The sequence below is a fragment of the Devosia sp. genome (assembly GCF_041917035.1).
Classification (GTDB): Bacteria; Pseudomonadota; Alphaproteobacteria; order Rhizobiales; family Devosiaceae; genus Devosia_A.
The window spans coordinates 1-16,693 of the sequence record NZ_JAYRYM010000069.1 but is presented as its reverse complement, the minus strand read 5'-3'; the positions used below and the strand labels follow the sequence as shown (position 1 = coordinate 16,693).

Sequence of the window (16,693 nt, the reverse complement as noted above, 5' to 3'; positions counted from 1 at the left end):
CAGAGAGCGGGGTGCACCGGCTGGTGCGCATCTCCCCCTATGACAGCGCCGCGCGCCGCCACACCAGCTTCTCGAGTGCGTGGATCTACCCGGTGGTCGACGACACGATCAACATCGAGATCAATGAAAGCGACCTCAAGGTCGACACCTACCGTTCGTCGGGAGCCGGCGGCCAGCACGTCAACACTACCGACTCCGCGATCCGCATCACGCACGTACCCACCGGGATCATCGTGGCGTGCCAAGCCGAACGCAGCCAGCACAAGAACCGGGCGACCGCCATGGCCATGCTGAAGGCGCGTCTTTACGAGCAGGAGCTGCAGAAGCGCGAGGAGGCCGCCAGTGCTGAGGCGGCGGCCAAGACCGACATCGGCTGGGGGCATCAGATTCGCAGCTACGTGCTGCAGCCGTACCAGATGGTGAAGGATCTGAGGACCGGCCACGAGACCTCCAACACCAGCGCCGTGCTCGATGGAGACCTCGACGACTTCATGGAGGCCTCGCTCGCGGCCAAGGTGACCGGCTACGCCGACAAGGTGGCGGACGTCGACTAGCCGCCGCCGGCACCTGGCGCCACTGCCCGTCGCACGAAATCGACGCAGGCGCAGCCTGCGACTCGTCCCGATCCCGAGCTAGCGTCCGCCCACGGTTGCGATGGCCGCGGCATAGGTGATGCCGCCGCCGAAGGCCACGAGGCCCAGTCGCTGGCCCGGCGTGCAGCCCGGCAGCGCGTCGATCAGCGCCATCGGAATGGTCGAGGAACTGGTGTTCCCCATGGTGCGGATGATCGAATGCGCCGGCCGGCCGGAGCGGCGCGCGATGGCATCGATGATCCGCTGGTTCGCCTGGTGCGGCACCATCAGGTCGATATCGTCCATAGTGATGCCCTCGGCGGCGCAGGCCGAGGTGAGGGTCGCGGACATGGCCCGCACCGCATCGGCGAATACCTCGCGCCCATTCATCTGGATGTACCCTTCGCCAGCGCGCGGTACGCTGAGCAGGTCACCCGGCTCGGGTGCGCCGGCAATGGTGGGCTGGGCGAAGGTGAACAGGGGCGGTCGGTCGCCGTTGGCGGACTGAACGAGCGATGCCGTCGCAGCGTCGGCGAACAGCACGGCGGTGTTGAAATCGTTCTGGTCGAGCAGCGGCGAGAGCACCTCCGAGGTGACGACCATCACCCGCGAGGAGGGGTGGTTTGTCACGTAGTCGCGCGCCTGGGCCAGCGCGTAGAGGTAACCGGAGCACGCCGCGTTGATGTCGTAGGCGGCCAGACTGGCGCGCCCCGAAGTGGTCACGGAATCTGCGACGCGGCAGGCGAGCGACGGCGTGACCATGTCGGGCGTGCCGGTCGCCGCGATGACGAGGTCGATGTCGCCGATGGCCAATTGCTGCTCGTCGAGCAACCGGCGGGCGGCGGCGGTGGCCAGGGAGAGCACGGTCTCTCCGGGCAGCACCCAGCGACGGCTCTCGATGCCGGTCAGCTTGACGATGTCGGCAGCGTCACGTGTCTGCCAGTTGCCCCTCAGATCGGAGTTGTTGATCTTTCGGCCGCCGGAGACCCCGGCGATGCCTGTTACGCCGACAGCGACGGCCGCTCGTCCGCCGATCGCCGGCGCAACCGCCGGTCGGCGCCGCTTCAGCACGGCCTGATCGATCCGCTCGGCGGTCACCGTGGCGGGACGCCGCAGCGATGCGGGATCTGCCTCGACCAGCAGCAGCGGCGTGCCGACGGGCACCTTCTGCCTCTCTTGCACCGGCACGGAAACCACCTTGCCCGAAACCGTGGCCTGAACATCGACGGCCGCCTTTGTGGCCTCCACGACCGCGACGAGGTCACCCACCTTGACGGTGTCGCCGGGGCCGACCAGCAGCTCGACGATCTCGACTTCGTCGTCGGCGGGGCCCGAACCGATGGCGGCGATGGCGACCGGACCGGTCTGCACCCGCTCGACTTCCCAGCTCAGGTCGAACTCCAGCATGTCGGCCGCCGTTTCGAGGATCCGGCGGTAGGAGGGCAGGGCCTCGATCTGCCGCTCGAAATGGAACGGCACATGGATGTCGGCCCGCGCCACGCGGCGCACGGCAACCGGCGTGCCGGCATGCTCGAGCGCGCTGGCGATCACCTCGGCGCCGAACCCGGCGGTCTGGTTGTCCTCGTGCACGACGAGCAGCTTGCCGGTCCGGCGGACCGAGCGGAGCACGGCATCTTCATCCCAGGGCGAGATGGAGCGCAGGTCGATGACATCGAGCGACGCCCCGGCCTTGCCCAGCGTTTCCGCGGCGAGCAGGCTCTGGGTCAGGGGATTGCCCCAGGTGACGAGGGTGAGTTCGTTGCCCTGCACCGCCAGGCGGGCCCGGCCGGGAGCGACGAACTGGTCCGCCGTGTCGTCGGAGGTCCGCCGGTCGGAGAGGTTGAGCGCGCTCTTGGGGTACAGGAATACCGTCGGTCGACCGGAGTCGAAGGCAGCGTTGAGCAGTCCGGCCGCGTCTCCGGCGCTCGAGGGCATCACGACATCAATGCCCGGGATGTGGGCGAGGATCGATTCGAAGGTCTGGGCGTGGAACGGACCGAGCCCCGCCTTGTAGCCGCCGCAGCTGACCATCAGGATCACCGGGCAGCGCCAGGCGCCATTGGTGCGCCAGTACATCGACCCCAGCTCCGAGACGATCTGGTTGAAGGCGAGAGGCAGGAAGTCGGCAAACTGGATGAACGCGACCGGACACTGACCCGCGAGGGCCCGGCCGATCGAGGTTCCGACAATCGTCGATTCGGACAGCGGCGCGTTGCGGACACGCCCCGGGAAGGCGGACGACAGACCACGCGTGACGCCAAACACGTCGCCCTTGGGATCCTCGATGTCCTGTCCCAGCAGGTGCACGTCACGGTTCGTCGCCAGCCTGTCGCGCAAGACGCGATTGATCGCCTCGCGCATGGTCAGGCTGGGCGCTGCCGGGTCGCCTCGATACTCGCGGCGACCGGTGAATCCGGCGGGATAGGGCGCCCTGGCGTCGCCGGCGGTGACCGGGGCCGGTTCGGCGCGCGCCTCGGCGGCGGCCTCTGCGACCTCGGCGATCAGGCTTGTCTCAAGCTGGGCGAGGGCCGCGTCGCCCATCTGCGACTCGCGCAGGGACTGCCGGATGGCCGAGAGCGGATCGCGCTGCGCGCCGGCCCGGAGGTCCTCGGCGGAGCGATAGATGGACTGGTCGTCGGCATTGGTGTGATCAGAAAGGCGTTCCACGTCCAGCACGAGCAGGCTGGGCGACCGCGTGGCACGGGTGCGGGTCACCGCAGCCTCGAAGGCGGTCCGCGTCGCGCCGAGATCGACTCCGTCGACCCGCGCGATATCCAGCCCCAGGAAGCTCGCTGCCGGTCCCCCGGGAAGTTCGAAGAAGGTCTGGCCGGGCGTCGTGGTGGAGATCGACCAGCGGTTGTTCTCGATGATGAAGACCACCGGCGCCTCGGTCCGCACGGCCTCCGCCACGGCCTCGAGGAACTCGCCCTGCTGCGTCGTGCCATCGCCGACGCAGCACACCACGACCGGGGCGTCGGGGTGGAACTTGACCGCCTGCGCATTGCCGACGGCGTGCAGTGCGTTGTTGCCGACCGGGCCGACCATGGAGGCGACCTTCAGGTCCCTTGCCGAGAAATGTGCGCTCATCTGCCGCCCGGCCGAGTGAGACGGTCCGGTGGCCAGCAACCCCCGGAAGAACTCGACGATGGGCAGCCCGCGCGCCACCAGCAGCGCCTTGTCGCGATAGTGCAGGTGGAGCCAGTCGTGCGGACCGAGGTAGTCGGCGATCAGCGCGGTCGACTCATGTCCGGCGCCCGAGACGTGGAAATGGGCAATCCCCTGCTTCACCAAGTCCTGTTCGACGCGGTCGATCTCGCGCGCAAGAAACATCGCGCGGTGCAACCGCAGCATGGTGGGAATGTCTGACGTCATCAGCATGGCCGACAAAAGCTAAACCGCCACGGCCGGAAAGGCCAGCAGCAGTCGGCCGTTTCCATTCATCGCATGGCTGATTTGCGGAAGGCGTTGCCGAGGTGCAATCGGCCGCTGTTAAGTTCTGGCCCCGAGATACTGCTGCAGCCGCTTGCCGACCGCCAGGTACTTCGCCGGATCGACGGCCATGTCCTTGCGGCGCACCTCGAAATGGAGATGCGGGCCGGTGGAACGCCCGGTCGAGCCGACCCTGGCGATCGGCGTGCCGGTGTTGACGATCTGGCCCTCCTTGACGAGGAAAGCCGACAGGTGCCCGTAGCGGGTGGTCAGGTTCGGCCCGTGGGAGATTTCGACCAGGTTGCCGTAGCCGGAGCGCTGGCCGACGAAGGTGACCTTGCCATAGCCGGCGCTCAGCACCGTCGTGCCCTTGGGCGCGGGGAAGTCCAGCCCGGAATGAAATGCGCGCCCGCCGGTGAATGGGTCCTTGCGATTGCCGAAGCCGGAGCTCGTCCGCGTCAGCCCGCCCATCGGCCGGTGAACGGGGGCGACGTCGATGGCCGACCTTGCCGCCTTGAGGCGGGCCAGCGCGAGGAAAACCTCGTTGGCCTCGTCGACGATGCCGTCCGTGCCCACATCGGCGGTGGCTGGCAGCAGCGGACCGCCGACACCATCCTCCAGGCCCTCGGGCAGCCTCGGCCTGATGCCGAGATCGGCCAGCGAATCGACGATGACCTGCGTCGCCGACGTCGCCGAGCCGGCGAGCGTGGCCAGTGCCAGACGACTGTCGCTCATCATCCGGGACACCGAGTCGGCCACTTCGCCAAGGTCCGTGTGGTCGATCGGGGCGGACGCGGGCATGGCGTCGCCGGATGGCAGCGCGGCCGTCTCGATCCCCAGTTCGGCCGCCTTATCGGCGAGTTGCTTCACCAACTGGTGCTGTTCGAGCAGCAGTTCCTGCTGCTGGGTCAATTCCTGCAACTGCAGGTTAATGTCGCCGGCCTGGGCAAACTGGCGGGAGTGCAGCCGGTCCACCTCCACCCTGAGTTGCGCGATGCGGTCCTCATAGGCCGAGATGACTGTGTCGTTCTGGCCGCCGACCAGCGTCGCAATGTCCGGCGCCATGAACAGGGCGACGAGGGTCAGGAGGTTGGTGGCCACCAGCGCCGCAAACATCCCGTAGAACAGGCCGGGGCGGATCGAACCCGCCGCGGGAACCGGGCGGGGAGGGGCGGCAGGTCGGCTGAATACCCTGTTCGCCGGCTTGTGACCACGCGAGTTGACACGCAACACTACTACTCCCGGACCTGCATAACTTCTGGGCGATGATGATCCGTTAAGGTTAACAAGCCGCAAAGCGCACGCTGGCGTACTCAGCCGCGGCGCCCGGCCAGCGCGCGCGCCGCGTCGAGGACCTTCTGCGCGTGCCCCTTGATGCGTGTCGCCAGGATCACGTCGGCCACGATGCCGTCCGCGTCGATCAGCACAGTGGCCCGCTTCACCCCCATGAACTCGACCCCGAACATCTTCTTGAGCTGCCACAGCCCATAGGCATCGATTACCCGGTGCTCGGGATCCGACGCGAGCTGGACGCCCAGGCCGTACTTGTCGCGGAAGGCACAGTGAGCTGCGACCGTGTCGGGCGAGATGCCGAGGACGCGGACACCCAGATCCCTGAACTGCTGCAGCAGGGCGGTGAACTCGACATTCTCGAGCGTGCAGCCCTCGGTGTCGTCCTGCGGGTAGAAATAGAGAACGAGCGGGTGCCCAAGGGTGTCTGCAAGACGGAACGAAGTGCCGCTATCCGTCGCGAGGTCGAAGTCGGGGGCCGGGCTTCCGATGGCGATCGCGGGCATTGCCGTCTCCTGTTGGGGGCTGCTTTCTGCGGGTGTCGGTGCCACATTGCAGCCGGTATCATCGGGCAGGTGAACCGCCGCTCCGGATGATTCTAGATTAGGGTGGCGAACCGGGCAGTCTCAAGTCGGAAAGCAGTGAAACCTACTCCCGTCCCAGGCATCAAGCACCGCAAGCGCTCGGCATGGCGCGTCCTGGTCAGGGTGGCAGCGGCCGCCATTGCAGCACCGGTGCTGGTGCTGGTGCTGCTCTATGCGGTGCTGCTGGTCACGCCGATCCCGTTGCCCTTCGTCAGCCAGCAGGTCAGGAACATCGTCGTCGGCATGATGCCCGCCGGCAGCCAGCTCGAGCTGGGCGAGATGGCGCTGGCGCTCGAAGACTTCGTCTGGCCCGTCATCCAGTTCAGTCCGGTGGTGTTCACCGACGTCAAGACCGGCGGTACAGTGACCATGGAGGCGCTGGAGGTCGGCTTTTCGCCGGTCCGCGCCCTGGTCGGCCAGCCGGGTGCGACCATCACCATTGTCGGCCCCCACCTGCAGGTCAACCAGGACATCTTCGGGCCGCGCCTTGCCAAGTTCGAACTGGTGGACGAGGCGGACGGCTCGCATACGGTCCGCGTGATCGAGGGGCAGGACGAGTTCCCCGACGTCGCCTTGTCGAAGGAGGGGCTGGATGTGCGGGGCACCGTACCCGACCCCAAGCTGGGAATCCGGTCCGACAACGACTGGCTGATCTACAACCTCGAGGCGGCCGGCGAGGGGATCGCCGGCATCATCCAGCAGGCGCGGAACGGCAGCTTCTCAAAGCTCGTCGTGCGGGGCGGCACGCTGGACATGAACGATGCGCTGTACGGCGTGTTCAGGACCTTCAAGGACATCACGCTCGACATCGCGCCGGCGAGCGACGCGAAGTCGGCGGCCGGCAGTTTTTCGGTCGCCTTCGGCGCCACGGTGATGCACGGCATGGTCGAGTGGCTGGAGGGCGAGGACGACACCGGCCGGCTGAAGGCCTCGATCACCAACTTCGATCCGGCAGCTTTCTCGCCGATGGTGGGCGACACAAGTGCTCCGGCCACCGTTGTCGGATCGATGTCGGTATCGATGGACATCGGCTTTGCCGGCGTCGAGAAGCGCATCGCGGACGGTCTGTTCCACCTGGACATGACCGGCATGGACGTGAAGACGCCCAACGGCTACGAGCCCGTTGCGACGTCGATCGCAGAAGTGCGATGGGACCCCGCGCTGGGCCAGTTCACAATGGAAGAGACGCAGGTCAGCGTCGGCAACAACACGGCCTATGTGAAGGGGGTGTTCCGCCTTGGCCTCGACACCCAGTACGGGCCGACGGTGAGTATCTCGCTGACCGGGCGCGACATCTCGCTGGCCTCCGATCTGGGGCCGCCGACCGAGCCGTTCACCGAGATGAGCCTCGCCGCCTGGTCCGCGCCGCTCTATGGGGCCACCGGGATCGACCAGTTCGAGATCCGCAAAGCCGACGGTTCTCAGATAGCCGCCCGAGGCCGTGTCGACATGCTGCTCGACGGAGCGGGCTTCGACATGACGATCGCCGGCGATGGCATCAGTGCGGACGACCTGAAGCGCGTCTGGCCGCCGTTCCTCGCCACGCAGAGCCGGGACTGGTTCGTCAAGAACGTGGTCGGCGGGCGCCTCAAGGGCTCGTCCATGCGCTATGACTTCCCGGTGGGCTCGATCGATCTCACCGCCGGGGACCAGCCGCTTCCGCCCGGGGCCATCACCATCGACATTGTCGGGGAGGACGTGGAGATCAAGGCGGTCGACACCATGGCGCCGGTTCGCCTGGAGGGTGACACGCACCTGACTATGCGCGATGCCAGCGTCACCATTTCTGCCGATGGCGCCACGATTCCGACAGAGAAGGGCACGATTGCAGTGGCCAACGTGGCATTCGTGATCGGCTCGGACGGCAGCGACACGACGGTCTACGAGATTTCCGGCGACCTTTCGAGCGGCGTGCCGGCGCTGGTGGCGCTGGCCAAGTCGCAGCAGGCGGAGGCGCTGGCGAAGGCAAACCTGCCGCTCGATCTCGACACACTTACCGGCAATGTCACGCTGTCGCTGGTGTCCACGATTGCCATGGACAGGCATACCGACCAGCTCAAGAGCCTCGACTACGCGATCAACGGGGTGGCGCAGGACTTGGGTTCGACGGCCCAGTTCGACGGCCACACGGTCGGCAACGGGCAGCTGTCGTTCGTTGCCTCCCAGGCCGGCTACCGCGTCGTGGGGCAGGGCCAGATCGACGGCATCACGGCTGACGTGACGGTCGACGGCAAGCTCGGGGGGGAGAGCCCGCCGGCCCCCACAGTGCTGCTGAGCACCACCGTGAGCGCCGCCGACCTGAAGAAGATGGGCGTCGACGCCTCGCAGTTCCTTTCAGGTTCGGTGAGCCTGGTCGCCAAGCCGATGCCGGACGGGACCATCCAGGTGGCGCTCGACCTGGGCAAGGCCGGGCTGACGATCAAGGACCTGGGGATCACCAAGGCGGTCGGGGTCGCCGGCGAGGCGCAGGCGGCGATCAAACTCACCGGCGACGTGGCGGAGGTGAGCCAGGTCGATATCGGGTTCGGTGACGTCCGGCTCAAGGGCGGGATCGAGTTCGACCTCAAGAAGGGCCTCAAGGCGGCCGAGTTCAGTACCCTCAAGCTGAGCCCGGACGACGATGCCCAGCTGACCCTGACGCCCCTCAAGGACGGGTACCAGATCAAGCTGCGCGGCAACCAGCTGGACCTGAAGCCGATGCTGCAGCGGTTCTTCTCGCTGAGCGGCGACTCGACCGGGGGGCCGCAGGCCACCGCGATCAAGCAGACCATCGAGGTGGACGCCGAGCTGAAGCGCGCCCTGGGTTTCTACAAGACCACGGCGTTCAACGTGAACCTCGACCTGGCGCTGCGCGGCGCAGACCTGCAGCGGGTCAGCCTGCAGGCCAATCTCGGCGGCGACCGCAGCGTGTCGGTGACCACCAACAAGACGCCCGACGGAAAGGTGATGTCGGTCGCCTTCAATGACCTGGGCACATTGCTGCGGCTGATGAACATCTACCCCAATATCGAAGGCGGGGAAGGCAGCCTCGTCGTGCAGACGATCGATGCCGAGAAGATCGACAAGGGCCAGTTCGCACTCAGGCGCTTCGCCTTCGTCAACGAGCAGAATGTCGGCAAGATCCTCGGGAACCACCAGGAATCGCGCGCCATGATCTCGCGCTCGAACAAGCTCGAGTTCCGCTCCGGGGAGGTCGATTTCGTCCGGCGCAAGGACCGGGTGGAGATCACCGATGCCGTCCTCGCCGGCGACACGGTCGGCGGCACGGCGCGCGGCTTCATCTACACCGACAACCGGCAATACGACATCACCGGCACCTATGTGCCGCTGTTCGGGCTCAACAATGCGTTTGCCAAGCTGCTCGGACCGCTGGCCGGACGTGACGGCGAGGGGCTCTTCGGCGTGACCTTCGCGATCCGGGGGGAGCTGGACAAGCCGGACTTCAAGATCAATCCGATGTCGGCGCTGGTGCCGGGGGCTTTCCGGCGGATGTTCGAGTACCGCGCCAAGGAAATCCCGCGAGTCGAGTAGACCGGCGCCCTCCCGGTCAATGGCTTGATGCAGGTCAAGGGCCGGCGGGCCTCGGCGTAGGACACTTCACCATGTCGGCCAATGGAGATTGCCATGTACGCTCGAATTCTGGTGGCGACGGACGGGTCCGACCTCGCCGGACGCGCCCTCGACCATGCCCTGCAACTGGCCCGCATGGCGGCAAGCGAGGTGGTCATCGTGACCATCACCGAGCCTGCGCTGATGGCTGCGGGGAGCTATGCGGCCGCGGCAGGGGCGGTGTTCGATCCGATGCCGGAAGTGGTCGAGGCGCAGCAGAAGGCCGCCAACGACCTGCTCGCGGCGGCGGCCCGGAAGGCGGAGGCGGCGGGGATCAAGGCGCGTACCGTTCTGGTCGAGAACAGCTTTCCCTCGGACGGCATCATTGCGACGGCCAACGAGATCGGTGCCGAACTGATCGTCATGGGCTCGCATGGACGCGCCGGACTGGGCCGCCTGCTGCTGGGCAGCCAGACCAACAACGTGCTGGCGCACAGCAAGATCCCGGTGCTGGTGACGCGCTGACGGTGTTAAGGGCCCGGCTCCGGCCGATCAGACCGGCTTCACCAGAACGGTCTTCTTTTTTCCGAGCTGGACCTTGAACGCGCCGGTGTCCTGGTAGAGATCATGAGCGTACAGCAGTATCTTATTCGGGTCGGTGACCACCAAGTCGTTTATGCGTAGCGCACCCTCACCGATCTTTCTGCGTGCCTCTGAGCCAGAGTTGACCAGGCCCGACGCGACCGCAATGGCACCGCTGCTGCGGCCTTCCGTCCATTCCCCAATTGGCATCAAGACTGTTGGAAGCGTGCCGAGTGTTGCACCAGATTCAAACAGTGCTTTCGCCGTCACCGCAGACTGCTCGGCGGCCTCGCGGCCGTGGACGATGGTGGTGATCTCGGTAGCGAGGACCTTTTTGGCGTCGTTGATCTCGGCGCCGCCGAGCGCCTCGAGGCGGGCGATCTCGTCGAGCGGCAGGCGGGTGAAGATCTTGAGGAACTTGCCGACATCGGCATCCTCGGTGTTGCGGAAGTACTGCCAGAAGTCATAGGGCGAAAACAGGTCGCCGTTGAGCCAGACGGCGCCGGACGCCGTCTTGCCCATCTTCTGGCCGGACGCGGTGGTGAGCAACGGCGTCGTCAGCGCGTAGAGCTGCGGGCGGCCCATGCGGTGGCTGAGGTCCACGCCGTTGATGATGTTGCCCCACTGGTCGGAGCCGCCCATCTGCAGCACGGTACCGTAGCGGCGGTTGAGCTCGACGAAGTCGTAGCCCTGCATGATCATGTAGTTGAACTCAAGGAAGCTCAGCGACTGCTCGCGGTCGAGCCGCAGCTTCACGCTGTCAAACGAGAGCATGCGGTTGACCGAAAAGTAGCGACCGACATCGCGCAGGAACTCGACGTAGTTGAGTTTCAGCAGCCAGTCGGCATTGTTCACCATGATGGCCGGGTTGCTGCCATCGTAGCGCAGGATGTTGGAGTAGACCCGCTGAATGCTGTCGATGTTCGTCTGAATCTGCTCGACGGTGAGCAGCTGGCGCTGGTCGTCGCGGAACGAGGGATCGCCGACCATCGAGGTGCCGCCGCCCATCAGGCTGATCGCCTTGTGACCGGTCTCCTGCAGCCAGTAGAGCATGGTGACGGTGATCAGGTTGCCGATGTGGATCGATGTCGCCGTTGCATCGTAGCCGACATAGCCCGAGATCGGCCCCTTGGCGGCGAGCGCGTCGAGGCCTTCGGGGTCGGAAACCTGGTGGATGAAGCCGCGCTGGTCGAGCACGTTCAGGAAGTCGGACTTGAACTTTGCCATAGTCTGGTCACGTTGCTGAATGGAGGTATTCCGCACGGAGTGCGTGAAGCGACACTAACGCCCTTTGCCTGCTGCGATCTCGGAGCGACGTCGGTCCAGATATCCCGCGCAGCGCTCCGTCAGTTCCTCGATCTTGCCTTCGTAGAAGTGGTTCGCCCCATCGACAACCTGCTGCTCGATGGTGATCCCCTTTTGTGTCTTCAGCTTGTCGACCAGCTTCTGCACCGACTGCGGCGGGGCGACGCGATCCTTGTCGCCGTGGATGATCAGGCCCGACGAGGGGCAGGGGGCGAGGAAACTGAAGTCGTAGAGGTTCTCGGGCGGGCTGACCGAGATGAAGCCCTCGACCTCCGGTCTGCGCATCAGCAGCTGCATGCCGATCCAGGCGCCGAAGGAGAAACCGGCAATCCAGCAGCCGCGCGACTCGCGGTTGAGCGACTGCAGCCAGTCGAGCGCGGCGGCGGCATCGGAAAGCTCGCCGATGCCGTGGTCGAACAGACCCTGACTACGCCCGACGCCGCGCGAGTTGAAGCGCAGCACCGAGAAGCCGCGCTGGGCGAACATGTAGAACAGGTTGTAGACGATCTGGTTGTTCATCGTGCCGCCGAACTGCGGGTGCGGATGCAACACGATGGCGATCGGGGCGTTGGGATCTTTGCCCTGCTGGTAGCGGCCTTCGAGGCGGCCCTCTGGTCCGTTGAAGATGACTTCTGGCATGACGTCGGTTCCTTGCGCCGTTCTGTGGCCCCGCCGGACGCGGGACGCGCATAGCAGATGCTCGCGCCCGATCCGGTCTCTCGGCTTGACGAATGGTGCGCCGCTGCCTAAAACATGGGCCGAAAAATCCAGTTTCGAATTATTCTAAACTGGCTTTTTCGTGCGGCGGCAGTTGGTGTTTCAACCGCTTCCGGTTGCTGGTGAGCGCTCCTTGTAGAGAAAGTGAGCGCCCGATTTCAAGAATTGTTTCGGGTCCCCCGGGCGCACTGGCGCCGCAGGCCGGCATTCGGAACCAAGAGGCGAGCCAAGCCGGCCATGACGCGATCATCGATCTATCTGGATCACAATGCGTCCGCCCCGCTGCTGCCGGAGGCGCGGGCCGCCATGCTGGCCGCATTCGAGCTCGTCGGCAATCCGTCGTCCGTCCACAGCCACGGCCGGGCGCTGCGCGCAGCAATCGACAGGGCACGGGCCGAAGTGGCGGAACTCGCCGGGGCCGAGCGCGAGCAAGTGGTCTTCACAGGCTCGGCGACCGAGGCCATCACGCAGGCGATCGTCGCCGGCGCCCGGGCCTTCGGCGCGGGTGCCATCGTCGTGTCGGCCGGCGAGCATCAGGCCGTGCTGAGGGCCGCGGAGGCGACAGGCCTGCCGGTCAGGCGGGTGCCACTCGACGGCAACGGGCAGATCGCTGTCGACGACATTGCGGCGGCGATCGCGGAGGCGGATAGCGCCGGGTTGCGCCTCCTCGTTGCGATGCACCTCGTCAACAACGAGACCGGCGTCGTTCAGCCCGTCTCGGCGATCGAGCGGCTGGTAGGGCCGAGCCACCACGTGCTGTTCGTCGATGCCGTACAGGCGCTCGGCAAGCTGCCGCTCGAATTTGCCGCGCGTGCCACCGACCTGATGGCGATCAGCAGCCACAAGATCGGCGGGCCTGCCGGCACGGCGGCGCTGCTGATGAAGGGGCATGCCGCCGATGTACGGCTGATCCCCGGGGGCGGCCAGGAGGGCGGGCGGCGCGGCGGCACGGAAGCGGCGGCGCTGATCGCCGGATTCGGCGCCGCGGCCACAGCCTTCTCCAAGCGCTATCGGGGCGCCGACATCGCCGAACTGCTGCGGCGCGTCGAGACCGGCATGCGCGAGAGCGCACCGGACCTCGTGGTGTTCGGCGCAGGGGCCGAGCGGATCGGCAATGTCTGCAATTTCGCCGTGCCGGGCCTGAGGAACAGCGTGGCGATGATGGGACTCGACCTTGCCGGGCTCTCGGTGTCCTCGGGATCGGCCTGCTCGTCGGGCAAGGTCGGGCCGAGCCACGTGCTTGCCGCGATGGGCGTCGCGGCGGAGCTGAGCGAGTGCGCATTGCGCGTCAGCCTCGGCTGGTCCTCATCCGCCGACGACATTGCGGCGTATCTCAAGGGTTTTGGCGACGTGGTCGGACGGCACAGGTCCCGCCGCGTCGCAGCATAGGAAGATCACCATGCCGGCTTTCGATATCCCGACCCTCAAGGAGAACATCGAGCACGAGACCGTCGAGAAGGTGCTCGCGCTCGATGTCGACAAGTACAAGTACGGTTTCGAGACGCAGATCGAGGTCGACCGCGCGCCAAAGGGGCTGAGCGAGGACACGATCCACTTCATCTCGAAGAAGAAGGACGAGCCGGAGTGGATGCTGGAGTGGCGGCTCGCCGCCTATCGGCGCTGGCTGACCATGGACGAGCCGGTCTGGGCGAAGGTGAAGTACCCCAGGATCGATTTCCAGGACATGTACTACTACGCCGCGCCCAAGGGCGCCAACCGGCCCAAGAGCCTCGACGAGGTCGATCCGGCGCTGCTGGCAATGTACGAAAAGCTCGGCGTGCCGCTGAAGGAACGGGAGATTCTTGCCGGCGTCGAGCAGCCCCGCGTGGCGGTCGACGCGGTGATCGACTCGGTTTCGGTGGCGACCACGTTCCGGGCCGAGCTCAACAAGATGGGGATCATCTTCTGCTCGATCTCTGAGGCGATCCGCGAGTATCCGGACCTAGTGAAGCAATACCTCGGCTCGGTGGTGCCGGTCTCGGACAACTACTACGCGACGCTGAATTCGGCGGTCTTCACCGACGGCTCGTTCTGCTACGTGCCCAAGGGCGTGCGCTGCCCGATGGAGCTTTCGACCTATTTCCGCATCAACGAGGCCAAGACCGGCCAGTTCGAGCGCACGCTGCTGATCGCCGACGAGGGCGCCTATGTCAGCTATCTCGAAGGGTGCACGGCGCCGGCGCGGGCAGAGCACCAGTTGCACGCCGCGGTGGTGGAACTCGTCGCAATGAAGGACGCCGAGATCAAGTACTCGACGGTGCAGAACTGGTACCCCGGCGACAAGGACGGCAAGGGCGGGGTCTACAACTTCGTGACCAAGCGCGGCGACTGCCGGGGCGACAATTCCAAGATCAGCTGGACGCAGGTGGAAACCGGCTCGGCGATCACCTGGAAGTACCCCTCCTGCATCCTGAGGGGCGACAACTCCTCGGGCGAGTTCTATTCGATCGCCATCTCGAACGGCCATCAGCAGGTCGACAGCGGCACCAAGATGATCCACCTGGGCAGGAACACCACCAGCCGGATCATCTCCAAGGGCATCGCGGCAGGCTTTTCCGACAACACCTATCGCGGCCAGGTCTCGGCGCACGCCAAGGCCAGGGGGGCCCGCAACTTCACGCAGTGCGACAGCCTGCTGATCGGCGACAAGTGCGGGGCGCATACGGTGCCGTACATCGAGAGCAAGAACGCGACGGCGGTGTTCGAGCACGAGGCGACGACCTCGAAGATCTCGGACGACCAGATGTTCTACTGCCAGCAGCGCGGTCTGAGCGAGGAAGAGGCGGTGGCGCTGATCGTCAACGGCTTCGTGCGCGATGTCCTGCAGCACCTGCCGATGGAGTTCATGGTCGAGACGCAGAAGCTGATCTCGATCTCGCTGGAAGGCAGCGTGGGATAACTATCAACTGTTTTTGATACTATCAATGGTCCTGCCTATATATCAAGGCGGGCCTTTGATAGGAGGAATTGATGCAGGCCGAGAAGATCGATATCGAGCGGGTGACGGCGGGTCTCACGACCAAGTCGGACAAGATTCGCGCGTTGAGCCGCCATGGCGTGCCGACGGCCGAGATCGCGCGCCTGCTCGGCATCCGCTACCAGCATGCGCGAAACGTCCTGGTGGAGGCGGGTCTGCACAAGGCGGGGGAGGCCTCGTCCGAGCAGGAGTCGGAGGCGAAGCCCTGCTATGCGTGGGTGCAACTCGGCGAGGATGGCAGCCTGACAATCCCGGCAGTCCTGCTGAAGCAGGCGGGACTGGGGCCGGCACGCGTCCATGTCCGCCTCACCGACGACGGCATAGAGATACTGTCACAGACAGCTGCGCTTCGACGTGCTCAAGCAATGCTGGAGCCCTACAAGCGGCCAGGTGTCTCGGAAGTGGACGAGTTCATCGCCGAGCGTCGCCGCGAGGCAGAGCGTGAGTAGCGCGGTGGTCGTGTTGGATTCTTCGGTAATCCTTGCTGCGGTGCTTCGAGAACCCGGCGGAGCTCGGGCGCTGGGGCACGACCACGCGCCGCTTGTGTCTGCCGTGAACTACGCGGAAACGCTTACTCGTCTGGTGGATCGCGGCTATGACAAGACCGCAGTCGATGTTGCTCTCGGGTTCGTTCCGTTCGAGGTCATCGACTTCAACCGCGAGCAGGCCGAAAGCGTTGCGAATCTTCGGGAGGCAACCAAAGTACACGGTCTGTCACTCGGCGATCGGGCTTGCCTCGCCTTGGCGGTCAGCCGAGGCGCCGTGGCATTGACTGCCGACCGGGCATGGCGAAATGTCGACCTCCCCGTTCAGATCGAGCTGGTGCGGTGATGAGCGAGCCGCGCCACATCATCAACGTCGCCGATGTCTTGACGCGCACGATCCATGGCGGGCCGCGCTTCGAGGTAGCGTTGGGCGATATCGATGGAGTGCTCGGCACGACGCAGATCGGGGCGACGCTGCATGTCGTGCCGGCCGGGAAGACCGCGTGGCCGTTCCATCGGCATCACGGCAATGACGAGCTGTTCTTCATCCTCTCCGGCACCGGCGAATACCGCGTCGGCGATCGCCGGCTGCCGATCAGGGCGGGCGACTGCATCGGCGCGCCGGCCGGCGGCGAGGCGCACCAGCTCATAAATTCGAGCGACGGCGAGTTGCGCTACATCGCCTTTGCCAACCATGGGCGGGCCGATGTGGTCGAGTATCCCGACAGCGGCCGGATTGCGGTCGACATCGCTCACGGCAACGACAAGGAGCCGATGTCGGTGTTCAGCACAGCGGGCACGCTCGCGCCGCTCGGCTACTGGGAAGGCGAGGACGTCGATGGGGAGGACAGGAATGGCTAACCGCTACTGGTTCGCCCGCCGCTTCCCGGTCAGCGAGATCAAGGCCGACCGCATGGGCCCGATCAGCACCGAGGGCTGGGCGGTGGTGGGGTTGTTCATCGGCTGCATGGTGGCGGGCGCGGTGGGACTGTTCACCTTCGCGTTTGCCTACCGCTCGCCGTTCCTGGGCGTGGTGACTCTGGTGGTGTTCGCGCTCATCGGGGGCATCGCCTTCATTTCGCTGGCGCTGCTCAAGGGTGACAAGCTGCATACGGTCGAGGACTACAAGAGCGGGCGGGTGAAGCAATGACAACCCGGCCGATTGTCAACATCGCCGACCTCGAGCTCGAGAGCTACGAGCAG

Annotated in this window: 14 protein-coding genes; 9 read left to right on the top strand and 5 right to left on the bottom strand. The window is 65.9% G+C overall.

Annotated features, from left to right (window positions below; genetic code table 11):
* Positions 1 to 554, top strand: a 554-nt coding sequence (locus ACE3TU_RS09510; protein ID WP_374623241.1) for a peptide chain release factor-like protein, incomplete at its 5' end; no start/stop codon positions are given.
* 78 nt (positions 555 to 632) lie between these two features.
* Here ACE3TU_RS09510 and ACE3TU_RS09505 read toward each other — a convergent pair.
* The 3 genes from ACE3TU_RS09505 to ACE3TU_RS09495 all read right to left on the bottom strand — a co-directional run bounded on the left by ACE3TU_RS09505 (position 633) and on the right by ACE3TU_RS09495 (position 5,797).
* A complete protein-coding gene (locus ACE3TU_RS09505; RefSeq protein ID WP_374623238.1) occupies positions 633 to 3,944 on the bottom strand; it encodes a beta-ketoacyl-ACP synthase 3 in 3,312 nt (1,103 codons plus the stop codon).
* 117 nt (positions 3,945 to 4,061) lie between these two features.
* Positions 4,062 to 5,102, bottom strand: a complete 1,041-nt coding sequence (locus ACE3TU_RS09500; RefSeq protein ID WP_374623236.1) for a M23 family metallopeptidase — start codon at positions 5,100 to 5,102, stop codon at positions 4,062 to 4,064.
* Between the two features lie 212 nt (positions 5,103 to 5,314).
* Positions 5,315 to 5,797 carry a peroxiredoxin gene (locus tag ACE3TU_RS09495; RefSeq protein WP_374623234.1) on the bottom strand — a complete coding sequence of 161 codons (483 nt, stop codon included), beginning with the start codon at positions 5,795 to 5,797 and terminating at the stop codon, positions 5,315 to 5,317.
* Positions 5,798 to 5,932: 135 nt separating this feature from the next.
* Between ACE3TU_RS09495 and ACE3TU_RS09490 the strand changes: the two genes are divergently transcribed.
* The gene (locus ACE3TU_RS09490; protein ID WP_374623232.1) at positions 5,933 to 9,406 is read left to right on the top strand and encodes a hypothetical protein; all 3,474 of its coding nucleotides are present in this window, start codon (positions 5,933 to 5,935) and stop codon (positions 9,404 to 9,406) included.
* 93 nt (positions 9,407 to 9,499) lie between these two features.
* Positions 9,500 to 9,949, top strand: a complete 450-nt coding sequence (locus ACE3TU_RS09485; protein ID WP_374623230.1) for a universal stress protein — start codon at positions 9,500 to 9,502, stop codon at positions 9,947 to 9,949.
* A 27-nt stretch (positions 9,950 to 9,976) separates the two neighbouring features.
* On the opposite strand, the gene tyrS is transcribed toward ACE3TU_RS09485, so the two are convergent.
* Complete coding sequence (gene tyrS / locus ACE3TU_RS09480) at positions 9,977 to 11,233, bottom strand: tyrosine--tRNA ligase (protein ID WP_374623228.1); 1,257 nt, start codon at positions 11,231 to 11,233, stop codon at positions 9,977 to 9,979.
* Positions 11,234 to 11,287: 54 nt separating this feature from the next.
* The gene (locus ACE3TU_RS09475) at positions 11,288 to 11,950 is read right to left on the bottom strand and encodes an alpha/beta hydrolase (protein WP_374623226.1); all 663 of its coding nucleotides are present in this window, start codon (positions 11,948 to 11,950) and stop codon (positions 11,288 to 11,290) included.
* 315 nt (positions 11,951 to 12,265) lie between these two features.
* Here ACE3TU_RS09475 and ACE3TU_RS09470 point away from each other — a divergent pair, with 315 nt between their 5' ends.
* The 6 genes from ACE3TU_RS09470 (at position 12,266) to ACE3TU_RS09445 (ending at position 16,640) form a co-directional block, all read left to right on the top strand.
* Positions 12,266 to 13,417: a cysteine desulfurase family protein gene (locus tag ACE3TU_RS09470; protein WP_374623224.1), complete on the top strand. Its 1,152-nt coding sequence runs from the start codon at positions 12,266 to 12,268 to the stop codon at positions 13,415 to 13,417.
* 10 nt (positions 13,418 to 13,427) lie between these two features.
* Entirely contained in the window at positions 13,428 to 14,927 is a 1,500-nt protein-coding gene (gene sufB / locus ACE3TU_RS09465; RefSeq protein WP_374623223.1) for a Fe-S cluster assembly protein SufB, read from the top strand.
* 71 nt (positions 14,928 to 14,998) lie between these two features.
* Positions 14,999 to 15,454 carry a hypothetical protein gene (locus tag ACE3TU_RS09460; RefSeq protein ID WP_374623221.1) on the top strand — a complete coding sequence of 152 codons (456 nt, stop codon included), beginning with the start codon at positions 14,999 to 15,001 and terminating at the stop codon, positions 15,452 to 15,454.
* Positions 15,447 to 15,836 (top strand): type II toxin-antitoxin system VapC family toxin, encoded by a 390-nt coding sequence (locus ACE3TU_RS09455; RefSeq protein WP_374623218.1) that lies wholly within the window; start codon positions 15,447 to 15,449, stop codon positions 15,834 to 15,836. The genes ACE3TU_RS09460 and ACE3TU_RS09455 overlap by 8 nt, the downstream gene beginning before the upstream one ends.
* Complete coding sequence (locus ACE3TU_RS09450; RefSeq protein ID WP_374623216.1) at positions 15,836 to 16,351, top strand: cupin domain-containing protein; 516 nt, start codon at positions 15,836 to 15,838, stop codon at positions 16,349 to 16,351. Before ACE3TU_RS09455 ends, ACE3TU_RS09450 begins: the two co-directional genes overlap by 1 nt.
* Positions 16,344 to 16,640: a hypothetical protein gene (locus ACE3TU_RS09445; protein ID WP_374623214.1), complete on the top strand. Its 297-nt coding sequence runs from the start codon at positions 16,344 to 16,346 to the stop codon at positions 16,638 to 16,640. The genes ACE3TU_RS09450 and ACE3TU_RS09445 overlap by 8 nt, the downstream gene beginning before the upstream one ends.
* The last annotated feature ends 53 nt before the right edge of the window (positions 16,641 to 16,693 follow it).

Excerpts from the sequence above, each read along its gene's own strand:
- tyrS (WP_374623228.1), bottom strand. The coding sequence starts at position 11,233 with ATGGCAAAGTTCAAGTCCGACTTCCTGAACGTGCTCGACCAGCGCGGC.
- ACE3TU_RS09495 (WP_374623234.1), bottom strand. The coding sequence starts at position 5,797 with ATGCCCGCGATCGCCATCGGAAGCCCGGCCCCCGACTTCGACCTCGCG.
- ACE3TU_RS09445 (WP_374623214.1), top strand. The coding sequence starts at position 16,344 with ATGGCTAACCGCTACTGGTTCGCCCGCCGCTTCCCGGTCAGCGAGATC.
- ACE3TU_RS09485 (WP_374623230.1), top strand. The coding sequence starts at position 9,500 with ATGTACGCTCGAATTCTGGTGGCGACGGACGGGTCCGACCTCGCCGGA.
- ACE3TU_RS09470 (WP_374623224.1), top strand. The coding sequence starts at position 12,266 with ATGACGCGATCATCGATCTATCTGGATCACAATGCGTCCGCCCCGCTG.
- ACE3TU_RS09505 (WP_374623238.1), bottom strand. The coding sequence starts at position 3,944 with ATGACGTCAGACATTCCCACCATGCTGCGGTTGCACCGCGCGATGTTT.
- ACE3TU_RS09450 (WP_374623216.1), top strand. The coding sequence starts at position 15,836 with ATGAGCGAGCCGCGCCACATCATCAACGTCGCCGATGTCTTGACGCGC.
- ACE3TU_RS09460 (WP_374623221.1), top strand. The coding sequence starts at position 14,999 with ATGCAGGCCGAGAAGATCGATATCGAGCGGGTGACGGCGGGTCTCACG.
- sufB (WP_374623223.1), top strand. The coding sequence starts at position 13,428 with ATGCCGGCTTTCGATATCCCGACCCTCAAGGAGAACATCGAGCACGAG.
- ACE3TU_RS09475 (WP_374623226.1), bottom strand. The coding sequence starts at position 11,950 with ATGCCAGAAGTCATCTTCAACGGACCAGAGGGCCGCCTCGAAGGCCGC.